Raw genomic sequence first — 23,242 nt, 5'->3', positions numbered from 1 at the left:
CAATTAGGAGTTGAGATAAGATGTCTAATTTACAAAATCAAATTATAACTGAAATGAAAGTGAAATCAATAATCGACCCTCAAGAAGAAATACGTATGAGTATTGATTTTTTGAAAAATTATTTAAGAAAATATCCTTTTTTAAAAACGTTAGTGCTTGGTATCAGTGGTGGTCAGGATTCTACTTTGACGGGAAAGCTTTCTCAAATGGCAATTACAGAGTTGCGAGAAGAAACGGGAAATAGTGCGTATAAGTTTATTGCTGTGCGTTTACCGTATGGACAGCAAACAGACGAAAAAGATGCAATGGATGCGATTGAATTTATAGCTGCAGATCAAGTCTTACGAGTAGATATTAAACCTGCTGTTGATGCAAATATGAAAGTCTTGCTCGGAATTGATGTACCAGTGAGTGATTTTGACAAAGGGAATATTAAAGCTAGAGAACGTATGATTGCGCAATATGCTATTGCAGGAGCGTACCAAGGAGCAGTTGTAGGTACTGATCATTCAGCGGAATCAATTACAGGATTTTATACTAAATTTGGAGATGGAGGTACGGATATTAATCCAATTTTCAGATTGAATAAACGTCAAGGGCGACAATTATTAGAAGAACTAGGAGCACCTATGCATTTATATGTAAAAACGCCAACAGCTGATTTAGAAGACAATAAACCTGGTTTAGCAGATGAAGTTGCTTTGGGAGTTACGTATGATGATATTGATAATTATTTGGAAGGTAAAAAAATAGAGACTAAAATTGCTGATAGAATTGAAGCATGGTATTTAAAAACACAACATAAACGTCATTTGCCAATTAATGTATTTGATGATTTTTGGAAGAAGTAGGAGAAATAATTAAGTGAAAAAAACTATAGAACTTTACCATAAATATCAAGAAATTATTGGATATATTATTTTTGGTGTGTTAACAACTGTTGTAAATATTGCTGTTTATTTTTTTTGTAAGGATTTTTTAGAGTTAGATTATAAAATAAGTAATGCTATCAGCTGGTTGCTATCAGTATTATTTGCATTTAGTACAAATAAATTTTTTGTTTTCAATTCTAAGTCATTGAAATTTAAAATTATATTAAGAGAACTAATTTTATTTTTTTGGTATAGAGGCCTATCTTTTATTATTGATATGATCTTGATGATTGTGTTAGTTTCTAAGTTAGAAGTTAATGATGGTATTTCAAAAGTTATTGTACAAATTATTGTGATTATTTTAAATTATATTTTTAGCAAGTTATTCATATTCAAAGATAATTAGAAAGGTGACATATATGACTGAACAAACTATATCAATCGTTGTACCTTGTTACAATGAAGAAGAAACAATTCCTTTGTTTTATAAAGCTTTAGAAAAAGAACGAGTATTACTTGAAAATGCAGATATTGAGTATATTTTTGTTAATGATGGATCTAAGGACAAAACTTTGCAGGTCTTAAGAAATTTATCAAAAAAAGATAAAGATCGAGTTAAATACTTATCTTTTTCTAGAAATTTTGGGAAAGAAGCAGGGCTTTATGCAGGATTAGAGCACGCGACTGGGGATTATGTTGCAGTAATGGATGTAGATTTACAAGATCCTCCAGAAATGCTAGGTGAAATGTTGCGCACAATTAGGACTGAGGAATATGATTGCGTAGGAACTAGAAGGATAAGTCGTGATGGCGAACCGCCAATCCGCTCATTTTTTGCTCGAACTTTTTATAAATTGATTAATCGCATTTCTGAAACTGAAATTGTTGATGGTGCAAGAGACTATCGTTTAATGACGAGACAAATGGTTGATGCTATTTTAACATTGAAGGAGTACAATCGTTTTTCAAAAGGAATCTTTAGTTGGGTTGGGTTTGATACAAAGTATTTAGAATATAAAAATCAAGAACGTGTAGCTGGAGAAACATCATGGTCATTTTGGAGTCTTTTTAAATATTCATTAGATGGGATTGTAGCATTTTCTGAAATTCCTTTAGCATTTGCTTCATTTATAGGGTTCTTTTCTTTTGTAAGTGCAATGATTATTTTGTTAGTAATTATAGTTAGAACCATTATTTTTCAAAATCCAACTTCTGGTTGGCCATCTTTAGTGTGTTTCATTTTAGCTTTAGGAGGGCTACAATTATTTTGTTTAGGAATTGTTGGGAAATATCTCGGCAAAACGTATTTAGAGACAAAAAAACGACCAATTTACATTATCAAAGAGACACAAGAAACAACAACTAAATAAAAAGTAAATTAGGCTATTAATAATCGGTACTGATTATTAATAGCCTAATTTTTATTGAATTTGTTCGTTATCAAAGTTTTTGTTATCCTTTATCAATGAATAGTCATTGTTATAAATTTATTTTTAGCTATGAATGTCTCAATAAAAATCTTAACTAATCGTTTACCTTCTCAAAAAAATTTGGATTTTTTTGACTGTGTTTTTTTATTTCACTACCTCAATTCCCAAAACAGTCAAATGCCCATTCCCAACAAGCTTAATCAATAAATGAGCCATCTGTTCTGGTGGGAAATCACTATCGCTATTCAACCACCAATGAACCATGCCAATAAAAATTGAACTCATGTATTCAATGATAAAGTCGATTGGAACTTCAACATCATTTTCAGTAATTTTTAATTTTGAAAAAATTTCATAGTAATGTTGTTCTAACAGCCAATTGATTTTTACTTTCATAGAATTAGCAGCTGGGCCATCTGTCAAAATTTGATAGAAGACTCGGTTTTTTTTAATTTCTTTAAAGACTTGTGTAATCATAAGCTCTAATTTTTTTAACTGAACCCGATTGCCATTTTCTAATAATTCTGGATCTAAAACTTTAGTAAAAGCCTCCATTGCATATAAAAAAATTTCATCATATAATGCACTTTTGTCTTTAAAGTGAGCATAAAAAGTTGCTCGATTAATCATTGCTTCAGTTGCGATATCTTGAATAGTGACTGCTTCATACCCTTTTTCTTCAACTAACTGAACAAATGCATTAAAAATTAATTTTTTTGTACGTAAAACACGTAAATCAGTTTTTTTTGGACTAAATTCCATTTTTCCCCCTTCTTTCTAAAATAAAATTAAAAATAACCGACAAAAAGATAATGAGTGTTGCTTATCCACTAAAAATAAGAAAGTTGCTGGTTGATTTAATGAAACAGTAATTTTATAATAAATATTATCTACACTGTATAGCATATCAGACATGTTGTTCTTTATTCAACAAACTGTCTGGTTACTTTTAAAGCGACAAGTGAAATAATGAACAAAATATGACAATTGAGAAATAATTGAGAACTGGTTTATTTAAGGGGGACTAAAAATGGAATTACTACGGGCAGGAATAGATGTGGGATCAACAACTGTTAAGCTAGTCATTATGGATTCCAACACTAACGTACTTTTTTCGAAGTATGAGCGCCACTACTCGGATGTTAAGGCAGCTAGCTATCGTATTTTAAAAGAAGCTAGTCAAGCCTTAGGCGAGTATTCATTAACCATGATGATTACAGGATCAGGTGGCATGGGGCTGTCTGAACTACTAGAAATAGAGTTTGTTCAAGAAGTAATCGCATGTACAAGAACGGTTGAAGAACTGATTCCAGAAACAGATGTGGCAATTGAATTAGGCGGAGAAGATGCTAAAATCACCTTTTTTGACGGTGCCTTAGAACAACGCATGAACGGAAGCTGTGCAGGAGGAACTGGGGCTTTTATCGATCAAATGGCAAGCCTTTTAAAAACAGATGCAAATGGCGTTAATGAATTGGCTAAAAATTATACAACGATTTACCCCATTGCTTCAAGATGTGGTGTTTTTGCGAAAACCGATGTTCAGCCGTTGATTAATGAAGGAGCCAGACCGGAAGATATTTCAGTCAGTATTTATCAAGCAGTAGTCAATCAAACGATAGCAGGACTTGCTTCAGGACGTAAAATTCGTGGGAAAGTAGCTTTTTTAGGTGGACCACTTTTCTTTATGAGTGAGCTTAGAAGACGTTTTATTGAAACGTTAAATTTAAATGAAGCAGATATTATTTTCCCAGAGGACCCTCAATTATTTGTGGCTAAAGGTGCTGCTTTTTATTCAGAAAAAACACAACCCCTTACGCTTAATCATTTGCTCAAGCGCTTTGAAGAAGCGGATGAAGAAAGTATGAAACCAAGTGATACATTGCCAACTTTATTTGAAACAGAAGAAGACTTAGCAGAATTTAGAAAGCGACACAATCAATCGAATGTTGTTGAAAAAAATCTTAGCGAACATCATGGTGTTGCTTTTTTAGGAATCGATGCAGGGTCAACCACGACCAAAGTCACCTTAATTAATTCTCAAGGAGAGTTACTATTCAAATTTTATGGAAATAATGAAGGTCAACCACTAGAGATGACGATGAAGGTATTAAGCGAACTATACTTAAAATTACCGAATGATGTATTTATTGGAAAAACGGCAATTACGGGTTACGGTGAGCACTTGATTAAGAATGCCTTAAAAGTGGATATTGGTGAAGTTGAAACAGTCGCGCATTACAAAGCAGCCAATCGTTTTCAACCAGGAGTCGACTTTATACTAGATATTGGCGGTCAAGATATGAAGGCTATGACGATTAAAAATGGTGCCCTATCCTCTATTCAATTAAATGAGGCTTGTTCCTCAGGTTGTGGTTCATTTATTGAAACATTTGCGAAATCATTAAATACAAAAGTAGAAGAGTTTGCATTGGCTGCAACGAAATCAAACTATCCCGTTGACCTAGGTTCTCGTTGTACCGTTTTTATGAATTCAAAAGTGAAACAAGTTCAAAAGGAAGGTGCTACAATTGGTGATATTTCTGCAGGACTTTCATATTCAGTAATTAAAAATGCACTATACAAGGTTATTAAAATCAAGCGTCCAGAAGATTTAGGCAAAAAAATCGTTTGCCAAGGTGGAACTTTTTATAACGAAGCCGTGCTTCGTGCATTTGAATTGATTAGTGGCAGAGAAGTGATACGACCAGATATCGCAGGTTTAATGGGTGCGTATGGTTGTTCTATTTTAGCGATGGAAGCTTATGTTGAAGGGGATATTTCGACAATTTTACCATTGGAAGAGCTTAAAGAATTTACTTCAGAAAAAGAATTTACCCATTGTGGTTTATGTGAAAACAATTGCATGCTAACAGTGACTATTTTTAACGATGGCCGTCAATTTGTTACTGGAAACCGCTGTGAACGTGGTGCTAGAATTAAAGTCAAAAAAGAAGATAAGAAAATCAATTTGATTGATTACAAATACAAACGTTTATTTAGCTACAAGTCGTTACGCAAAAAACAAGCAACAAGAGGAACGATTGGTTTACCAAGAGTGCTTAATATGTATGAAAATTATCCTTTGTGGCATACTTTTTTTACCCAACTTGGTTTTCGAGTGGAGCTATCGCCTCGTTCTAACAAACAGCTTTATGAGCTAGGAATGGATACAATTCCAAGTGATACAGTTTGTTACCCAGCAAAATTAACTCACGGTCATATCCAAGCATTAATTGACAAGGGTGTTTCTTTAATCTTTTATCCAGGTATTATATTTGAACAACAGGAATTTAAAGAAGCAGAAAATCAATTTAATTGTCCTATCGTTCAATCTTATCCAGATGTTATTCGCAATAATGTTGATGAAATTCGTGAAGGTCTTGTAGATTATCGAAATCCATTTTTAAATCTTGGCAATCCTACCTCAATGGCAAAAGTCTTAGCTGAAACATTCAAAGACTTAGGAATTTCAAAAGAAGAGATTGACGAAGCGTTGAAAAATGCGTTCATAGAATTAAAACACTTTAAGCAAGACATTCAAAATAAAGGCGAAGAAACCTTAATGATGCTAAATATGAAAGGTGAAAAAGGCATCGTAATGGCAGGTCGCCCTTATCACCTTGATCCAGAAATTAATCATGGAGTGGCAGATGTGATCACGCAAGAAGGTTTCCATGTCTTAACGGAAGACAGTATTTCTCATTTAGGAGATGTTGCGAACTTACGAGTCGTCAATCAATGGGTTTATCATGCTCGTTTATATGCAGCAGCTCGAGTGGTTGCAAAGTCATCCCAATTAGAAATGATTCAATTGAATTCATTTGGCTGTGGATTAGATGCAGTAACGACTGATCAAGTCGAAGAAATTATGGAACAAGCTGGTAAAATTTATACCGTTCTAAAAATTGATGAAGGAGCTAACTTAGGAGCCATTCGAATTCGAATTCGTTCTTTGAAAGCTGCCGTTAGAGAACGAGGAACCCTTCGCTTAGACAACATTAGCGCTGAATTAACAGAAAAGCCACCCGTTGTTGAAAAAATTCAATTTACAAAAGAGATGAAAGCCAAGCATACCTTATTGATGCCAATGATGAGTCCCATTCATCAAAATGGACTTTTTGATGTTGCATTAAGAGCATCTGGCTATAACGTAGCGTCTCTACCTGCAATGGATAAAGGGGCAGTTGATGAAGGTCTAAAATTTGTAAATAATGATGCTTGTTATCCCGCAATTATTTCGATTGGTCAACTAGTTGAAGCTTTACAGAGTGGCGATTATGATTTAGAAAATGTCAGTGTAATGATGACCCAAACAGGCGGAGGGTGTCGTGCTACAAACTACATTCCATTACTTCGAAAAGCCCTTAAAGATTCCGGATTTCCTGATATTCCAGTAGTTTCAATTTCTATGGGAAATCAAGGAGTGGAAAGTAACCCAGGATTCACCTATGATATCAAGATGCTAAAACGAATTTTAGTCGCAGCTATTTATGGAGACTTATTCGAGCGAGTTGTCTATCGCACAAGATCCTATGAAGTTGAAAAAGGCAGTGTGGATGCCTTACACGAAAAATGGTTAAGGAAAGTTAAAACAAATGTTGAAACGGGTTCAATGAGAGCCTTTAATAAAAATATGAAACAGATTATTCACGACTTTGATACGATTCCTTTAACCGATGAAATCAAACCACGAGTAGGTGTTGTAGGAGAAATCCTAGTAAAATATTCACCGACTGCTAATAATGATTTGATTCGTTTATTAGAACAAGAAGGTGCAGAGGCTGTTGTTCCAGATATTATAGGCTTTATGAATTACAGTTTGTATAATCAAATTTGGCGTTATGAAAATATGGGGATTCCTTATAAAACAAAACTAATTTCTCAAGTTGCTATTAAACTAATTGAAATGTGTGAAAAACCGATGGACAAGGCTTTACGCAAATCAGAACGTTTTGACGGCATTCACTCCATTTATGATTTGGCTGAAGGAGCATCGAAAGTTCTATCAATCGGAAATCATACAGGCGAAGGCTGGTTCTTAACAGGAGAAATGATTGAGCTTTTAAAATCAGGTGTCAATAACATTGTATGTATGCAGCCTTTTGGATGTTTGCCAAACCATGTTGTAGGAAAAGGTGCAATAAAAGAGTTACGCAGACAATACAAAGATGCCAATATTGCTGCAATTGATTACGATCCAGGGGTTTCAATTGTTAATCAACTAAATCGAATCAGATTGATGCTTTCAACAGCAACTAAAAATATTGAAAAAGATCCAGAAGCGTTAAAAAAAATGCAAAAAATAACTTAAACAAAGAACCACTTTAATTTAATTATTAAAGTGGTTCTTTGTTGCAAATTTGGTCTATACCAGTTACAATTGGACTATACCAAATACGAGGTGAAGAAAATGAGTACAAAAGTGTTGAAACATGCAACGATTTATACAGGCGAAGGAAAGATTGAAAACGGATTTGTACGATTCAATAAAGAAATTTTAGCAGTAGGTGAGATGAAAGACTTTACTGACGAGCCAAATGATGAAATTATTGATGCAAAAGGAAAAATCATCGTTCCAGGTTTTATTGATGTTCATAGCCACGGAGGCTACGGCTGGGATGCAATGGACGGAAATGCTGACGAAATTGATGCAATGGTTAAAGACATGCAAAAAGAAGGAATCACGTCTTATTTTGCGACAACAATGACTCAATCACACGAAAACATTTCAAAAGCAATGGTAGCAATCAAAGAAGCAGCTAAACGCAACCCAATTATTCAAGGAATTCATTTAGAAGGTCCTTTCGTATCAAAAGTCTTCAAAGGTGCTCAACCTGAAAAATACATCGAAGTTCCAGATGTAGCAGTTTTTGATGAATGGAATCAACTAAGTGGCAATAGGATTCGCTTAGTAACATACGCACCAGAAAACAGTGATACTTCTGCATTTGAAGAATACTGTGTTGAACACAATATCGTTCCATCAATTGGCCACAGTAACGCAACTCGTGAACAATTATTGACATCAAAAGCTTCTCATATTACGCATTTATACAATGCGCAACGTGGATTACATCACCGTGAACCAGGTGTTACGGGACATGCTTTCTTAGAAGAAAACATTTATACAGAAGTCATTGCTGATGGATTCCATATTCATCCAGACATGATCAAGCTAGCCTATTTAGTCAAAGGTGCAGACCGTATTGAACTTATTACAGATTCAATGCGCGCAAAAGGAATGCCAGAAGGCGAAAGCGAGCTTGGCGGACAAAAAGTAATCGTGAAAGATAAACAAGCACGTCTTGAAACAGGAAATCTAGCAGGTAGTGTTTTAGAATACCAAGATGCTTTCCGTAACATGATGGAATTTACAGGTTGTTCAATTGAGGACGTTGTAAAAATGACATCCGGCAACCAAGCAAGAGAATTTGGCTTGACACAAAAAGGTGCTATTGCTGCTGGAAAAGATGCAGATATGGTACTCTTTGATAAAGATTTACACATCCAAGAAACAATCAGTTTAGGCAATAGCATTCAAGCAAAATAAAATATAAAAAGTAAAAGGTGGATATTACGTTGGACATTATTATTGTAAAAGATCAAGAAGCAGGCGGAAAAAAAGCATTTGAATTAATCAAAGAAGGAATGGAAAAAGACGCTAAAGTATTAGGTTTAGCAACTGGAAGCACACCTATTTCATTATATAAAGAAATGACAGCAAGTGACGTTGATTTTTCGGATATGATTTCAATCAATTTAGACGAATATGTTGGTTTAAGTGGGGAAGATACACAAAGCTATCGCTATTTCATGAACGAAAACTTATTCAATCAAAAACCATTTAAAGAAATGTACGTTCCAAATGGCTTGGCAGATGCTGAAACAGAATGCAAACATTACGACGATATCATTGCTGCTAATCCAGTTGATATTCAAATTTTAGGAATCGGTGGCAATGCTCATATCGGTTTCAATGAGCCAGGAACACCATTTGATTCAACAACACATAAAGTTGCTTTAACAGAATCAACAATCGAAGCAAATACACGCTTCTTTGATAAAGCAGAAGATGTACCGCGTTTTGCTTATTCAATGGGAATCGCATCAATTATGGCTGCTAAAAAAATTATTTTAATTGCTTATGGTGAAGGTAAAGCAGAAGCAATCAAAGCAACGATTGAAGGAAAAGTAACCGAAGAAGTACCAGCAAGTATTTTACAAAACCATAAAAATGTTGTTATAATTATGGATGAGTCAGCAGCGAAATTACTTCAAAAGTAGGAGTGAACTAATTATGGGGGCAAGCACACCTGTTTATATTCAAATTCATAACCAAATTCGTAAAGAAATTGAAGAAGGTAAGTGGGCTGTGGGCGAAAGAATTCCCTCAGAAAGAGAATTATCCACTTTTTTTAATGTCAGTCGAATGACATTACGTCAAGCCATTCAAACGCTTGTAGATGAAGGAATCTTAGAACGAAAGATTGGTTCAGGAACCTTTGTTGCACGTCAAAAAGTTCAAGAGCAAATGTCTGGCATTGATAGTTTTACCGATATTATGCTTTCTCAAGGAAGAAAGCCAACGAGTAAAACTGTTTCTTATCATGTTAAGCCTGCAAGCTTTAGCGAAGCTGAAAAACTTCAATTAGAAGAAGAAACATCTGTTTTAAGAATGGAACGCATTCGGTATGCCGATGGGATTCCAATTTGTTTTGAAGTAGCAACGATACCTTTTCATTTAGTAGAATCCTTAAGTAAACCAGAAGTGACTCGTTCGCTATATAAAACATTGGAACTTGAAAAAGGGTTAGTGATCGGTCGTGCTGAACAGACTGTATCGGCTATGTTAGCATCAGAAAAGATCTCAGAGTATTTAGATATTAAAAGAGGCGAAGCTGTGCTTAGATTGAAGCAAATCAGTTATTTTGTAGATGGCAAGCCCTTTGAGTATGTACGAACGCAGTATGTAGGGAATCGTTTTGAATTCTATTTAGAAAAAAATAATTAAAAAAAGAGTACAATCCCAATTAATTGGGATTGTACTCTTTTTCGGTTGAATCTATTTGATTACTATTATCATTAGTTATTTCGGAAGATGATGAATCAACTGCTTCGTCTGAACTTGAGTCTACTTCACCATTCGTTGTTTCAAGATTAAGATGAAGTTGCAACTCTTGTTGAATTGAGCTAAGAGACTCATTTGTCGGCTCCCATACGTAAACTTCTTGGCCATAAGAAGGAATGTAGTAAAGGTAACTATCTTTTCCTTCTAAATTAAGTGTTTCAATATTTTTTGCAACAGAGCTATAATTATTGAGTAAATCCCAAAGTTCACTGCCTGTAAAATTTGTTTCTACATTTTTACCAACAGCTTGAAAAATCGAATTAAAATTAGTTAAGCTAGTGATACTCAAACCTTTTTCAACGACTTTTTGAATGACTTCTTTTTGTCTTTCTTGTCTTCCAAAGTCACCCGCAGGATCTTGTTTTCGCATACGGGCGTATTGGAGCGCTTTAGTCCCATCAATAGTCTGAGTTCCTTTATCTATTGAAATTCCTTCTAATTCAAATGAATACTTATTATTAACTTCAATCCCGTTGACGGCATCAACTAAATCAATTAATCCTTCCATATTTATTTTCGCATAATAATTGATAGGAATATCTAAAAACTCTTCAATTGTTTTAACAGCTAAAGTAATCCCACCATATGCATATGCTGCATTGATTTTATCTTTTCCCTTAGATGAGATAGATACGAGGGTGTCTCTAGGAATTGAAATTAATTTGACGTTTCCTAATTTAGGATTAACAGTGGCTACTAACATTGAATCACTTCGACCACTATCTTCTAGACGCTCATCTACACCTAAAAGCAATACAGAAAATGAGTCTTTATTTTTTAACTTAACAGGTACAGACCGTGGGTTTGTTTCTGTAGCTGTCAAAGGTTCTCCCTGGATGTCATTTAAAACTTGATTTGTGGCTAAAGCAAAATATGTAAAATATCCAATCAAACCAATTAATAGTATCGAAATAACACTAAAACTAATTTTTTTTATTTTCTTATTTCTTATCTTTTTTTCAGCTTTATAACGGTCTGCTCTCATTAAATTTCTCCTAAATTTTAATTATTTATTAAGTGTAGATGATTTTTAGAGAAATTGCAATTGTAATTTGAACTTTTAATTTGTATAATAGAATTGGTATAAACCGATAATGAAAGTAGGTTCTTTTAAATGTATAATATGTTTCATATTGTTGTTATGTTAGTGGCAACAATGATTCTATCACTGATATTGACACCGTTAGTTAGAAAATTGGCTTTTAAAATAGGTGCTACAGATAAACCTGATGCAAGAAGAGTAAATAAAAAAGAAATGCCTACCATAGGTGGACTTGCAATTTATTTAGCATTTTTCATTTCAATGTTTTTTATGTTACCGATTCCTTTTGAACAGGTTTTTCCAATTTTTATTGGTGGAACATTGATTATTGTAACAGGCATTGTAGATGATATTAAAGAATTGAGTCCTAAAATGAAATTGTTAGGTATTATTGCAGCTGCATTGGTTATTTATTTTTATGCAGGAATTCGAATGGATATGGTTACATTACCGATTATAGGTTCTTTTAATTTAGGAATTTTTAGTTTTCCGGTAACGATTATTTGGATATTAGCAATAACAAATGCAGTGAATTTAATTGATGGATTAGATGGATTAGCAACGGGAGTGTCGATTATTGCATTAACCACGATGGGAATTATTGGCTATTTCTTTTTAACAGTTGCCAGTATTAATGTTCCAATTATGATTTTTGCTTTAGTAGCAGCTTTAATTGGCTTTCTTCCTTATAACTTTTACCCAGCAAAAATATTTTTAGGAGATACAGGTGCATTATTTCTCGGGTTTATGATTTCTGTGATGTCGCTGCAAGGCTTAAAAAATGTAACATTTCTTTCAGTTATAATCCCTGTAGTAATTTTAGGTGTTCCAATTACAGATACAATTTATGCAATGTTACGTAGATATTTAAACAACCGTCCTATATCAAGTGCTGATAAAATGCATTTACATCATCGATTGATGTCGTTAGGATTGACTCATAGACAAACCGTTTTAGCTATTTATAGTTTAGCAGTAATTTTTTCTTTTATTGCACTATTGTATAAAATTTCTACATTATGGGGCTTGATTCTGTTAACAATTAGTTTACTTGTTGGCTTGGAATTATTTGTTGAATTGATTGGATTAGTTGGTGAGAACCATCAACCATTACTTTCGCGATTCAAAAAATTTGCTAAGAGAAATAACAATAATAGCGATTCGGAAGAATAAATTTAAACTTAAGTTGTATGACCTAAGTGAAGAGTCACTGAACTTGATATAGTAGAATAGAGATGTTTAATATTTTATATAGGTTCCATAAAATATTAAATATAAGATAAGAAAATTAGGATATCCTTCTCGAAAATTGTGGAGCTTGATCAATGGATGTAATGTTTACAATCATTGATTAAGCTCTATTTTTATTATACAAAAATTAGAGATGTCCTAATCATTGATATGCAATATTTAATTCATTTTTTAATGCAGTTTTTGATATTAAAAAAATTTATTGTTTTAGAGCGAATTCAATTTAAAAAGTACTAATATTAGTACATCATATTTATCGAAATGAAACATGGAGGTAGAAGTCATTCTTAAATTTTTTATCTAAAGTAGTTTGTTAAAATTAGGTAGCTAATTTATTAAAAAAATTAGGCTACAAACCACTAATCGATAAACATTAGTGGTTTGTAGCCTAATTAATTCTAGTAAGTTGAACCATTGTCCAATTGAGAATCGTCACTGTGATACTTACTAATTCCGTTAGTTTTAAATTGATAGTCTGGTTCATCTGTAGTGTCTTTTTCATCTAATCCAAGAGATACTCGTAAACGGTGGCTTATGAAATCTACACTATCAGAATATAGTTCAACCATACTAGCGCCTTCTAAAGTAAAATCAGTCCAATCAAAAATATATGAATTGAAACTATATTTGCTATCTATCCCAGTTTGAGCAATAGATAACATCTCATTAAATTTTAAATTAGTTCGCATATTTTTACCAGCAGCTTTGATTACATTTGAATAGTTAGTAATGGAACCTGCAGACATCGCTTTATCAACAATAGCTTTAAAAATTAATTGTTGGCGTTCTCCGCGTTTTACATCATTATCCAAGTGTCTAGTTCTTGCTAATGCGAGTGCTTGCTCTCCATTTAAATGTTGAATTCCTTTTTCTAGAGTAACTTGACCATCACCCAGAGTATTGATATCTGTAAAGGATACTGGAACATCGACTTCAATTCCACCAAGAGCATCAACAATTTCTAGGAAAGATTCAAAGTTAAACGTAACATAATAATTAATAGGAACATTTAAAAGATTTTCAACAGTAGCAATACTAGCTTCTTCCTCACCATAAGTGTAAGCAACGTTGATTTTGTCTTTTCCGTTAAATTTGTTTGATTTTATTTTTGTATAGGTATCACGTGGGATACTTACCATATTGATTTCGTGTGATTTAGGATTGATTGTTAAGTAAATTAAAGCATCCGTTCGTGCACTGCCGAGTTGTCTAGCAGAATCATCGTCAATTCCCATTACCAAAATTGAAATGGTATCTTCAATAGGATTTACTTTTACAGTTTTTCCATTTTTAGTAATCGTATTATTGGTTCCAGATAATTCGTGATAAGAATCATCTACTGTTTTTTTAGCTTCTGCATATAGTTTTGCTCCATAAGTAACGGCAGCCAGAACTAATACTAGTAAAGGAATTAAAATAATTAAGGTTAAGTTTTTTTTCTTTCTCTTCCGCTTTAGAGGGGAAGAAGTTACAGGTTCTAGTTTATTTTTTTTCACAGTCATTCTCCTTGTAAGTGTACTTAGCTAAAAATAGTCTTTATTATTTTATCATGAAAGCCATTGCTGAAAACGTAAGCTTTTATTAAGAAGAGACATCGATTCTTTTTTCACAGTAACTTTTATCTCCTATTTTGAATGATATTTGACCATTTAAGAGATTGGTCAATTCTTCTTTTATTTCAGATATGAATAACTCACTAACAAAAAAGGTTACGATTACTTTTTCTGTATAGGCAATGTCTTTAATCGTATAATTTTCTTGGTTTAAAAAGTATTCAAGTTTCCCTGAATCAGGATAAGAAATTGTAGCAATAATTTCAGTTTGTAAACTTTTTTCAACGATACCAAGTTCTTGAAGTGCAGTGCTCACAGATTTGCTATAAGCGCGTATCAAACCACCTGCACCAAGTTTTGTACCGCCAAAATAGCGAGTTACAACCACAACAACATTTTTTAACTTCATTTTTTTTAAAACTTCTAGCATTGGAACGCCCGCAGTACCACTTGGTTCGCCATCATCATAAGCTCGTTGATGTTCATCATTATCACCGATTAGATAAGCCGCACAATTGTGGTTTGCTTTCCAATGTTCTTTTTTGATGGTTTGAATAAATTCAGTAGCCTGTAATTCGTCAGTAACTCTTTTAGCATGGCAAATAAAGCGAGATTTCTTGATTTCAATTTCAATGATGCCATCTTGATAAAGTGTTTGATAGGTTTGCAGCATAGAGAGTTCCTTCCTCTAACATAATCTTAATTTACATTATAAACGAAAAATGTGAGGAATGTTAGTAGATATTGTTAAGAATATCAGTTTTTAATAGGAATAAACAGGGTTCCATTAAATTGAAAATAATTTGTAATGAATGTAACAAAAAGTAAAACTGCATAAATCGTCAACGTAGGGATCCTTTTAAACAAAAAAATCTTATTTTTAATAAGACGGGTGTCGAAAAATGTGCTATAATTAATCCTTGAATATAACAATAACGCTGAAAATGTAACGATACATGAGTAAATAGTGGGGTGGAAAGTTGAAAATTGCAATTGTAATAGATAGCACTGCTTACTTAACACATGAGCAATATAAACAAAATAACATTTATATGTTGCCACTTTCCGTTGTGGTAGGCAATGAAGTTTACCGAGAAGAAGTTGATATTACGAGTGAAGAGTTTTTTGAAAAAGTTCGTACTATGGAAAACTTACCAACCAGTTCTCAACCTACAACAGGAGAAATTGTCACATTGTTTGAACAATTGGCTAAAGATTATGACGCTGTTATTAGTGTTCATTTATCTAGTAAAATAAGTGGAACGTATCAAAATGTTGCAGGTGCTGCTTCAATGGTAGAAGGCATAAAAGTTTTTCCTTATGATTCTGGGATTAGCTGTATGGCCCAAGGGTACTTTGCGTTAGAGGGTGCACGAATGGCTAAGCATGGTGCAACTGTTGAAGAAATTCTAACTGCTTTTGATGAAATGCAAAAAACACTTAGGGCCTATTTCATGGTAGACGATTTGAATCATCTAGTCCGTGGAGGCAGACTATCTAATGGTGCTGCTATTTTAGGCTCAATGTTAAAAATTAAACCTATTTTGCACTTTGAAGACAAAGAAATTGTTGTTTTTGAAAAAATTCGTTCTTCAAAAAAAGCATTAAAACGAATTGAAGGTATGTTGGTAGAAGATAGCGAAAAAGGCTATCCAATCGTTGCCACAATCATTCATGCGAATGCAGAAGAAGAAGCTTTAAAATGGAAGAAACATTTAGAAAAAACCTTGCCAACGGTTCGGTTTGAATTAAGTTATTTTGGTCCAGTAATAGGTACTCATTTAGGTGAGGGAGCGTTAGGCATGGCTTGGATTGAAGATAGAAATAGAAGTCATCCTTATTAAAAATTTTTTTGAATAGCAATTATTTTGAAAGTCGATAGAAAATCTATCGGCTTTTTTTGCGTATAGTTTAATAGAAAGGAGGAATTGTGGTGATAGAATTGCTTTTTGGTAGACACCTCTTAAAAGAGGAAATCAATCACCAACTAGACGTGACAATGATTTCAAATCTCATTGTGGAGAATGGATTTCAAGAAAAAACAGAAAGTCAAATAAGCTGTAATCGTTGTGGAGAAACAAATAAGCAAAAGCGTCAAGTAGCCCCCTGTGTCTGTAAAAGAGAGTGCTATTACTGTACCAACTGTCTTCAAATGGGAAAGGTGAAAAAATGTAGCTCTTTATTTTCAGTAGCCGAACCGAATCGTATGTCATGTAACCAATCCAATCTTCTAACGTGGCGTGGGGTATTGTCTCAACAACAATCAATGGCTTCAAAAGCAATCAAAAAAGCTATCGATTTAAACACGACTCATCTGATTTGGGCGGTGGCAGGAGCTGGAAAAACAGAAATGATATTTGCTGGAATTGAGAAGGCTTTAAATCAGGGGAAACGCGTATGTATTGCTTCACCTAGAGTGGACGTTTGTTTAGAATTAGCGCCACGTTTAAAAAATGCCTTCGGTCATACGACAGTAGCCTTACTATATGGATCTAGTGAAGAAAGTTATCAATATACCTCTTTAGTCGTTGCAACAACTCACCAGTTAATGCGATTTAAAGAAGCTTTTGATGTATTAATTATTGATGAAATTGATGCTTTCCCATTTCATTCAGATAGAGGGCTTCATTTTGCTGTTAACAAAGCTGTAAAAAAAGAAAAAACCTTGATTTATTTAACAGCAACACCAAGTAAAGAAATGCAAAAAGCAATTACTAATAATCAACTAGTAGCTACGATTTTACCCGCCAGATATCACGGTTATCCATTACCTGAACCTACAACCAACTGGGTAGGTGATTGGCGAAAGCAGTTGTCGTTAAATAAAATACCCAAAAAATTAAAACAAATACTAGCAAAACTCATTCATAACGAGCGACGTTTTCTCTTATTTGTCCCGAAAATTGAACTTATGGAAAAACTAGCATACTTGATTCAAGAATGTTTCCCAACTCAATTATTTTTAAGCGTCTATTCTGCTGATGAAAAAAGAAAAGAGAGTGTTTTAAAGATGAGGGCAGAACGGTTGTCAGGTTTATTATCAACCACAATTCTCGAAAGAGGTGTGACATTTAGAGATATCGATGTTCTCGTTTTAGGAGCAGAAGACCAAACTTTCACAGAAGCATCGCTTGTACAAATTGCAGGAAGAGTGGGTAGACACCCTGAATTTCCTAAAGGAGAGGTACTATTTTTACATTATGGACAAACCAGAGCAATGAAAGGTGCGATCAAGCAAATAAAAACAATGAATCAACTTGCTAAAAAGAAAGGGTTGTTAAATGAATGTTAGATTGTCTTTTTTGCGGACAACAAGAAATAAAAAAAATAATGCTAAAAGAAATTTTATTTTTTACCAAAATAACAGAGGAAAAATTATGTAGAAAATGCAAAAAAAACTTAGTGGTGTTAAAAAAATTTGCAACTTGTAGAGGATGTGGTAGGAAACTTAAAGATAGTAAGCTGTGTGAAGATTGCCTAAAATGGCAAGTCAAATACCCAAAATTTGAATTAAGACATTTGGCTTTATATGAGTACAATCTGTTTATCAAAGAGTGGATGGAAAGATTTAAGTTTCAAGGAGACTATCGCTTAAGAAATCTATTCAATGAAGAAGTGAAAGCCATTTTCAAAACTTATAAAAAAGAGATTGTTATACCAGTTCCAATTAGTCAATTAAGTTACCAAAAAAGAGGTTTTAATCAAGTGACAGCTATTTTGAAAGCAGCAGAGATTCCATATACAGATTGTTTAATTAATGAAAAAAATCAGCTAAAACAATCTAGTAAAACTAGAAAAGAAAGATTACAAATGGAACAGCCATTTCATTTAATAAAGGAAAAAGCAGAATTTATCAAAAATCAATCCCTCGTAATTGTTGATGATGTATATACAACAGGAAGAACAATCCTCTATGCGAAGGACATTTTAATCAAACATGGAGCTAGAAATGTTAGAAGTTTTTCAATTGCTCGATAAAAAAAGAGAATTGTAGCTTATTTTGTTTGTCAATTAAAGCGCTATCCTTTATAATTGAATTAAGGATAACATCGTAGTGAGTGGTCCCTATGATGTTCCACATTCTGGCATATCGTCAGATGAAAGGGGAGAGTGTTTATGTTTAAATATAATGTCCGTGGCGAAAATATTGAAGTGACTGGGGCAATCCGCAGTTACGTTGAAAAAAAAGTAGGAAAATTGGAGAAATATTTTAGTGATACACCTGATGCAACTGCACATGTGAATTTAAAAGTATACTCTGACAAAACTGCTAAAGTAGAGGTAACCATTCCACTACCATATTTGGTTCTACGTGCAGAAGAAACCTCACCTGATTTATACGCGAGTGTGGATTTAGTAGTGGACAAATTAGAAAGACAAATGCGTAAATATAAAACTAAAATCAATCGTAAATCTCGTGAAAAAGGGTTTGATTTTATCGTTCCCGACGAAGCAACGCTTGACTCACAAGGAGAGCTTGATATTGTCCGTACAAAACGAGTGTCACTAAAACCAATGGACAGTGAAGAAGCTGCTCTACAAATGGATATGTTAGGACATAATTTCTTTATCTTTGAAGACGCTGAGACAAACGGTACAAGTATTGTTTATCGTCGTAAAGATGGTAAATATGGCTTGATTGAAACCAATTAAAGGAAACACCCAATCTTTATTTTTAAGATTGGGTGTTTTTTTATGGAAAAATAAAAAATACCTCTAAAGGGCGCTATAAAGAAATTTAGCAAAGTCAATAACGGAAACATAACGATTATATCTAAAAAAAGGTTCCAATTATCAATAACAAGTGATAAAATTAAAAAGATAGCACTTACCAGCTAATAAGGGTATAATTATTTGAGATAAATAGAATTTTAGATAAATCTTAAACTAAACTAATAAAAATAGAATGAACAACAAAGAGGAGAAAGATTGATGGCAAATTTTTTAAAAAATTTAATTGAAAATGACAAAAAAGAAATTAAGAGTCTAGACAGAGTAGCAAATAAAGTAGAAGCATATGCAGACCGCATGGCAGCTTTAACAGATGAAGAATTACAAGCTAAAACACCTGAGTTTAAAAAACGCTATCAAGCAGGCGAAACACTTGATGATTTATTACCAGAAGCTTTTGCAGTTGTTCGTGAAGCAGCAAAACGTGTTTTAGGTCTTTACCCATACCACGTGCAATTAATGGGTGGTATTACTCTTCATAAAGGAAATATCCCAGAGATGAAAACAGGTGAAGGTAAAACGTTAACAGCAACGATGCCCGTTTATTTAAACGCGATTGCAGGTGAAGGCGTACACGTTGTAACTGTTAATGAATATTTAGCAAGTCGTGATGCAACTGAAATGGGTGAATTGTATGAATTTTTAGGTTTAACTGTAGGGTTGAATTTAAATTCTAAAAGTGCCGAAGAAAAACGCGCAGCTTACGCATGCGACATTACTTATACAACCAATAATGAACTAGGTTTTGATTATTTACGCGATAACATGGTCGTATACCGTGAACAAATGGTACAACGTCCTCTTAGCTATGCCATCGTGGATGAAGTCGATTCAATTTTAATTGACGAAGCTAGAACCCCGTTAATTATTTCAGGACAAGCTGAAAAATCAACTGTTCTGTATACGAAAGCAGATCAATTTGCTAAAGGGTTAAAAGCGGAAGAAGACTATACAATCGATGTTCAATCTAAAACCATTGGATTAACAGAAGAAGGTATGGTGAAAGCAGAACGAGCATTTGGTGTTGAAAACTTATATGACATCGACAATACAGCATTGATTCACCATGTGGATCAAGCATTACGTGCAAACTACATCATGTTATTAGATATCGATTACGTAGTTCAAGAAGGCGAAGTGCTAATTGTTGACCAATTTACTGGTCGTATTATGGATGGTCGTCGTTATTCTGACGGACTTCACCAAGCGATTGAAGCAAAAGAAGGCGTAGAAATTGAAAACGAGTCAAAAACAATGGCTAACGTTACTTTCCAAAATTACTTCCGTATGTATAAAAAATTAGCAGGAATGACTGGTACTGCTAAAACAGAACAAGAAGAATTCCGTGAAATCTACAACATTCAAGTAGTAGAAATCCCAACAAATAAACCAATTATTCGTGATGACCGTCCAGATTTATTATATGCAACATTAACCAGCAAGTTCAATGCTGTTGTAGAAGAAATCAAAGAACGTCATGCAAAAGGTCAACCAATCTTAGTAGGTACAGTTGCTGTTGAAACATCAGAATTACTTTCAAACCTTTTAACAAAAGCGGGTATTCATCATGAAGTTTTAAATGCAAAAAATCACTTTAAAGAAGCTGAAATCATTACAAGTGCTGGTCAAAAAGGTGCTGTAACAATCGCAACCAATATGGCCGGACGTGGTACCGATATTAAACTTGGTGCAGGCGTACTTGAAGTTGGTGGACTATGCGTTATTGGTACAGAACGTCACGAATCTCGTCGTATTGATAATCAATTACGTGGACGTGCAGGGCGTCAAGGAGATCCTGGTATCACTCAATTCTATTTATCATTAGAAGATGAATTAATGAAACGTTTTGGTTCAGAACGTATCCAAGCAATCCTTGAGCGTATGAAAGTTCAAGATGAAGATATCTTGATTCAAAGTAAAATGATTTCACGTCAAGTTGAATCGGCTCAAAAACGTGTTGAAGGAAATAACTATGACACGCGTAAAAACGTTTTAGAGTATGATGACGTAATGCGTGAACAACGTGAGATTATTTATGGACAACGTTTAGAAGTCATCATGGCAGAAGAATCATTAAGAAAAATTACAATTCCAATGATTAAACGTACAATTGATCGTATCGTTGATATAAACACACAAGGACCAAAAGAAGAGTGGAACTTACAAGGAATTCATGATTTTGCAACATCTGCAATTGTTCATGAAGACAGTTTAAAAGTAAGTGATTTAGAAAATAAATCTCCTGAAGAAATCAAAGCTTTGTTATTAGAAAAAGCTGAGAAAATTTACCAAGCTAAAGAGCAACAATTAAATAGTACAGATCAAATTCTTGAATTTGAAAAAGTAGTTGTTTTACGTGTTGTTGATAGCAAATGGACTGACCATATTGATACAATGGATCAATTAAGACAAGGTATTGGCTTAAGAGCATACGCTCAAACAAATCCATTAGTTGAGTACCAAGCAGAAGGCTTCAAATTATTTGAAGAAATGATTGCAGCAATTGATTACGATGTTACTCGTTTACTAATGAAATCTGAAATTAGACAAAACCTTCAAAGAGAACAAGTAGCTCAAGGAACACCTGCTCGTTCATCTGGTGATGGAGATGTTGTTGAAGCAGCAAAATCAAAACCAGTCAAAGTTGAAGATAAAATTGGACGTAATGATCCTTGTCCATGTGGTAGTGGTAAGAAATATAAAAACTGTCACGGAAAAGGTAAAGTTTAAGAACTAAATTAGAGTAAAGAACACGATTTGGTTGCGACCAAGTCGTGTTCTTTGTTAAAATAAATAGGAAATAGCAACACTAAGGAGAGAAAATGATGGAATTAAGTGAAATCAGGAATAATTTAGCTAAAGCAACAGATAAAATTGCAGGCTTTGGGAGGTCTCTTTGACTTAGAGACAATGGAACAAGATATTGCAGAACTTGACAACAGAATGACCGAACCTGGTTTTTGGGACGATGGAACTAAGGCGCAAGGAGTTATCAATGAAGCCAATAGTCTAAAAGAAAAATACAATCAGTTTAAAGAGTTATCTCAAACCAAAGAAGACTTAGAAATCTTGTTAGAAATGGTAAAAGAAGAACCAGATGAAGAATTAGAAAAAGAACTAGAAGAAAATTATCAAGAATTTCAAAAAGATCTAGACAAATATGAATTGGACATGCTTTTAAGTGCTCCCTATGATAAAAACAATGCGATTATTGAATTGCACCCTGGAGCAGGTGGCACAGAGTCACAGGATTGGGGAAGTATGCTTCTTAGAATGTATATGCGTTGGGCCGAAAAAAAAGGTTTCAAAGTAGAAACACTTGATTATCAAGATGGAGAAGAAGCCGGAATCAAAAGTGTAACTCTTTTAATTAAAGGCCACAATGCCTATGGTTATTTAAAAGCTGAAAAAGGAGTTCATCGTTTAGTTCGTATTTCACCATTTGATTCAGCTGGTAGACGTCACACCTCGTTTGTTTCAATTGATGTCATGCCAGAAATTGAAGATGCCGAAACTGTGGCCATTAACAATGATGACTTAAAAGTAGATACCTATCGAGCAAGTGGTGCGGGTGGTCAACATATTAATAAAACTGATTCCGCAGTTCGAATTACTCATATTCCAACAGGGATTGTTGTAGCTAGTCAAGCGCAACGTTCACAATTGAAAAATAGAGATCAAGCAATGGGAATGTTAAAAGCTAAGCTATATCAGCTAGAATTAGAAGAAAAAGAAAAAGAGCTAGCAGAAATTCGCGGTGAACAAAAAGAAATTGGTTGGGGTTCGCAAATTAGATCCTATGTATTCCATCCTTACTCAATGATTAAAGATCACCGAACAAACTATGAAACAGGAAATGTACAAGGAGTTATGGATGGAGATTTAGACCCATTTATAGATGCTTATTTAAAGAGCACAATGTTACTAAATGAATAAAAAAGAAAAAAGTTGCCTTATTTGGCAACTTTTTTCTTTTTTATTGTTACAATAGTAAAAAACGAAACCCAAAAAAGATGATTATGGTGATTTAAAGTGGGGAATAAACTGCAAAAAAACAAGAAAATGAATAATAAAAAGTCATATTTGATTTATAGAAGTGAAATCATCTCTAATAAGACAATTCATTACATTTTTAACTAACATTGAAATATATTTGTAAAGAAAATACAACAGACTTAAATGTATATAATGCTATAATGAATAAGCGTTGGGAAAAGTATAACTAATGAATC

18 protein-coding genes are annotated in these 23,242 nt (G+C 33.7%); 14 read left to right on the top strand and 4 right to left on the bottom strand.

Annotation, left to right across the window (positions count from 1 at the left end):
• Positions 1 to 20: 20 nt before the first annotated feature.
• From nadE to BR52_RS08500, 3 genes are read left to right on the top strand one after another with little or no spacing between them, the layout of a single operon-like run.
• Positions 21 to 851 (top strand): NAD(+) synthase, encoded by an 831-nt coding sequence (gene nadE / locus BR52_RS08510; RefSeq protein ID WP_034571478.1) that lies wholly within the window; start codon positions 21 to 23, stop codon positions 849 to 851.
• Positions 852 to 864: 13 nt separating this feature from the next.
• Positions 865 to 1,278 (top strand): GtrA family protein, encoded by a 414-nt coding sequence (locus BR52_RS08505; RefSeq protein WP_034571475.1) that lies wholly within the window; start codon positions 865 to 867, stop codon positions 1,276 to 1,278.
• Positions 1,279 to 1,291: 13 nt separating this feature from the next.
• A complete protein-coding gene (locus tag BR52_RS08500) occupies positions 1,292 to 2,242 on the top strand; it encodes a glycosyltransferase family 2 protein (protein WP_034571472.1) in 951 nt (316 codons plus the stop codon).
• A 204-nt stretch (positions 2,243 to 2,446) separates the two neighbouring features.
• Here BR52_RS08500 and BR52_RS08495 read toward each other — a convergent pair whose 3' ends face one another.
• Complete coding sequence (locus BR52_RS08495) at positions 2,447 to 3,064, bottom strand: TetR/AcrR family transcriptional regulator (RefSeq protein WP_034571469.1); 618 nt, start codon at positions 3,062 to 3,064, stop codon at positions 2,447 to 2,449.
• A gap of 268 nt (positions 3,065 to 3,332) precedes the next feature.
• Between BR52_RS08495 and BR52_RS08490 the strand changes: the two genes are divergently transcribed.
• The 4 genes from BR52_RS08490 (at position 3,333) to BR52_RS08475 (ending at position 10,316) form a co-directional block, all read left to right on the top strand.
• Entirely contained in the window at positions 3,333 to 7,616 is a 4,284-nt protein-coding gene (locus tag BR52_RS08490) for a 2-hydroxyacyl-CoA dehydratase (RefSeq protein WP_034571465.1), read from the top strand.
• A 99-nt stretch (positions 7,617 to 7,715) separates the two neighbouring features.
• Positions 7,716 to 8,855: an N-acetylglucosamine-6-phosphate deacetylase gene (gene nagA, locus BR52_RS08485; protein WP_034571462.1), complete on the top strand. Its 1,140-nt coding sequence runs from the start codon at positions 7,716 to 7,718 to the stop codon at positions 8,853 to 8,855.
• Between the two features lie 29 nt (positions 8,856 to 8,884).
• Positions 8,885 to 9,589 (top strand): glucosamine-6-phosphate deaminase, encoded by a 705-nt coding sequence (locus BR52_RS08480; protein WP_034571459.1) that lies wholly within the window; start codon positions 8,885 to 8,887, stop codon positions 9,587 to 9,589.
• A 13-nt stretch (positions 9,590 to 9,602) separates the two neighbouring features.
• The gene (locus tag BR52_RS08475) at positions 9,603 to 10,316 is read left to right on the top strand and encodes a GntR family transcriptional regulator (protein WP_034571456.1); all 714 of its coding nucleotides are present in this window, start codon (positions 9,603 to 9,605) and stop codon (positions 10,314 to 10,316) included.
• A gap of 19 nt (positions 10,317 to 10,335) precedes the next feature.
• On the opposite strand, the gene BR52_RS08470 is transcribed toward BR52_RS08475, so the two are convergent.
• Positions 10,336 to 11,418: an LCP family glycopolymer transferase gene (locus BR52_RS08470; protein WP_051915677.1), complete on the bottom strand. Its 1,083-nt coding sequence runs from the start codon at positions 11,416 to 11,418 to the stop codon at positions 10,336 to 10,338.
• Between the two features lie 138 nt (positions 11,419 to 11,556).
• Between BR52_RS08470 and BR52_RS08465 the strand changes: the two genes are divergently transcribed.
• Positions 11,557 to 12,648, top strand: a complete 1,092-nt coding sequence (locus BR52_RS08465) for a glycosyltransferase family 4 protein (protein ID WP_034573722.1) — start codon at positions 11,557 to 11,559, stop codon at positions 12,646 to 12,648.
• Positions 12,649 to 13,124: 476 nt separating this feature from the next.
• Here the strand turns inward: BR52_RS08465 and BR52_RS08460 are convergent, their stop codons facing one another.
• Complete coding sequence (locus BR52_RS08460) at positions 13,125 to 14,222, bottom strand: LCP family protein (protein WP_034571454.1); 1,098 nt, start codon at positions 14,220 to 14,222, stop codon at positions 13,125 to 13,127.
• 85 nt (positions 14,223 to 14,307) lie between these two features.
• Positions 14,308 to 14,952 carry a YigZ family protein gene (locus BR52_RS08455; RefSeq protein ID WP_034571452.1) on the bottom strand — a complete coding sequence of 215 codons (645 nt, stop codon included), beginning with the start codon at positions 14,950 to 14,952 and terminating at the stop codon, positions 14,308 to 14,310.
• 307 nt (positions 14,953 to 15,259) lie between these two features.
• Between BR52_RS08455 and BR52_RS08450 the strand changes: the two genes are divergently transcribed.
• From BR52_RS08450 to prfB, 6 genes are all read left to right on the top strand, one after another.
• Entirely contained in the window at positions 15,260 to 16,123 is an 864-nt protein-coding gene (locus BR52_RS08450) for a DegV family protein (RefSeq protein WP_034571449.1), read from the top strand.
• Between the two features lie 89 nt (positions 16,124 to 16,212).
• Positions 16,213 to 17,571 (top strand): ATP-dependent helicase ComFA, encoded by a 1,359-nt coding sequence (locus tag BR52_RS08445; protein WP_034571446.1) that lies wholly within the window; start codon positions 16,213 to 16,215, stop codon positions 17,569 to 17,571.
• Complete coding sequence (locus tag BR52_RS08440; protein WP_034571445.1) at positions 17,565 to 18,257, top strand: ComF family protein; 693 nt, start codon at positions 17,565 to 17,567, stop codon at positions 18,255 to 18,257. Before BR52_RS08445 ends, BR52_RS08440 begins: the two co-directional genes overlap by 7 nt.
• A 138-nt stretch (positions 18,258 to 18,395) precedes the next feature.
• Complete coding sequence (hpf, locus tag BR52_RS08435; protein WP_034571442.1) at positions 18,396 to 18,932, top strand: ribosome hibernation-promoting factor, HPF/YfiA family; 537 nt, start codon at positions 18,396 to 18,398, stop codon at positions 18,930 to 18,932.
• A gap of 279 nt (positions 18,933 to 19,211) precedes the next feature.
• Complete coding sequence (secA, locus tag BR52_RS08430; protein ID WP_034571439.1) at positions 19,212 to 21,740, top strand: preprotein translocase subunit SecA; 2,529 nt, start codon at positions 19,212 to 19,214, stop codon at positions 21,738 to 21,740.
• Between the two features lie 95 nt (positions 21,741 to 21,835).
• A protein-coding gene (gene prfB, locus BR52_RS08425) for a peptide chain release factor 2 (protein WP_115588660.1) occupies positions 21,836 to 22,946 on the top strand; the annotation gives its coding sequence in 2 pieces (ribosomal slippage) (positions 21,836 to 21,907 and positions 21,909 to 22,946; 1,110 coding nt in all).
• The last annotated feature ends 296 nt before the right edge of the window (positions 22,947 to 23,242 follow it).

It is taken from the genome of Carnobacterium divergens DSM 20623 (genome assembly GCF_000744255.1).
Classification (GTDB): Bacteria; Bacillota; Bacilli; order Lactobacillales; family Carnobacteriaceae; genus Carnobacterium; species Carnobacterium divergens.
This window is presented reverse-complemented; position numbering and strand designations above follow the sequence as displayed.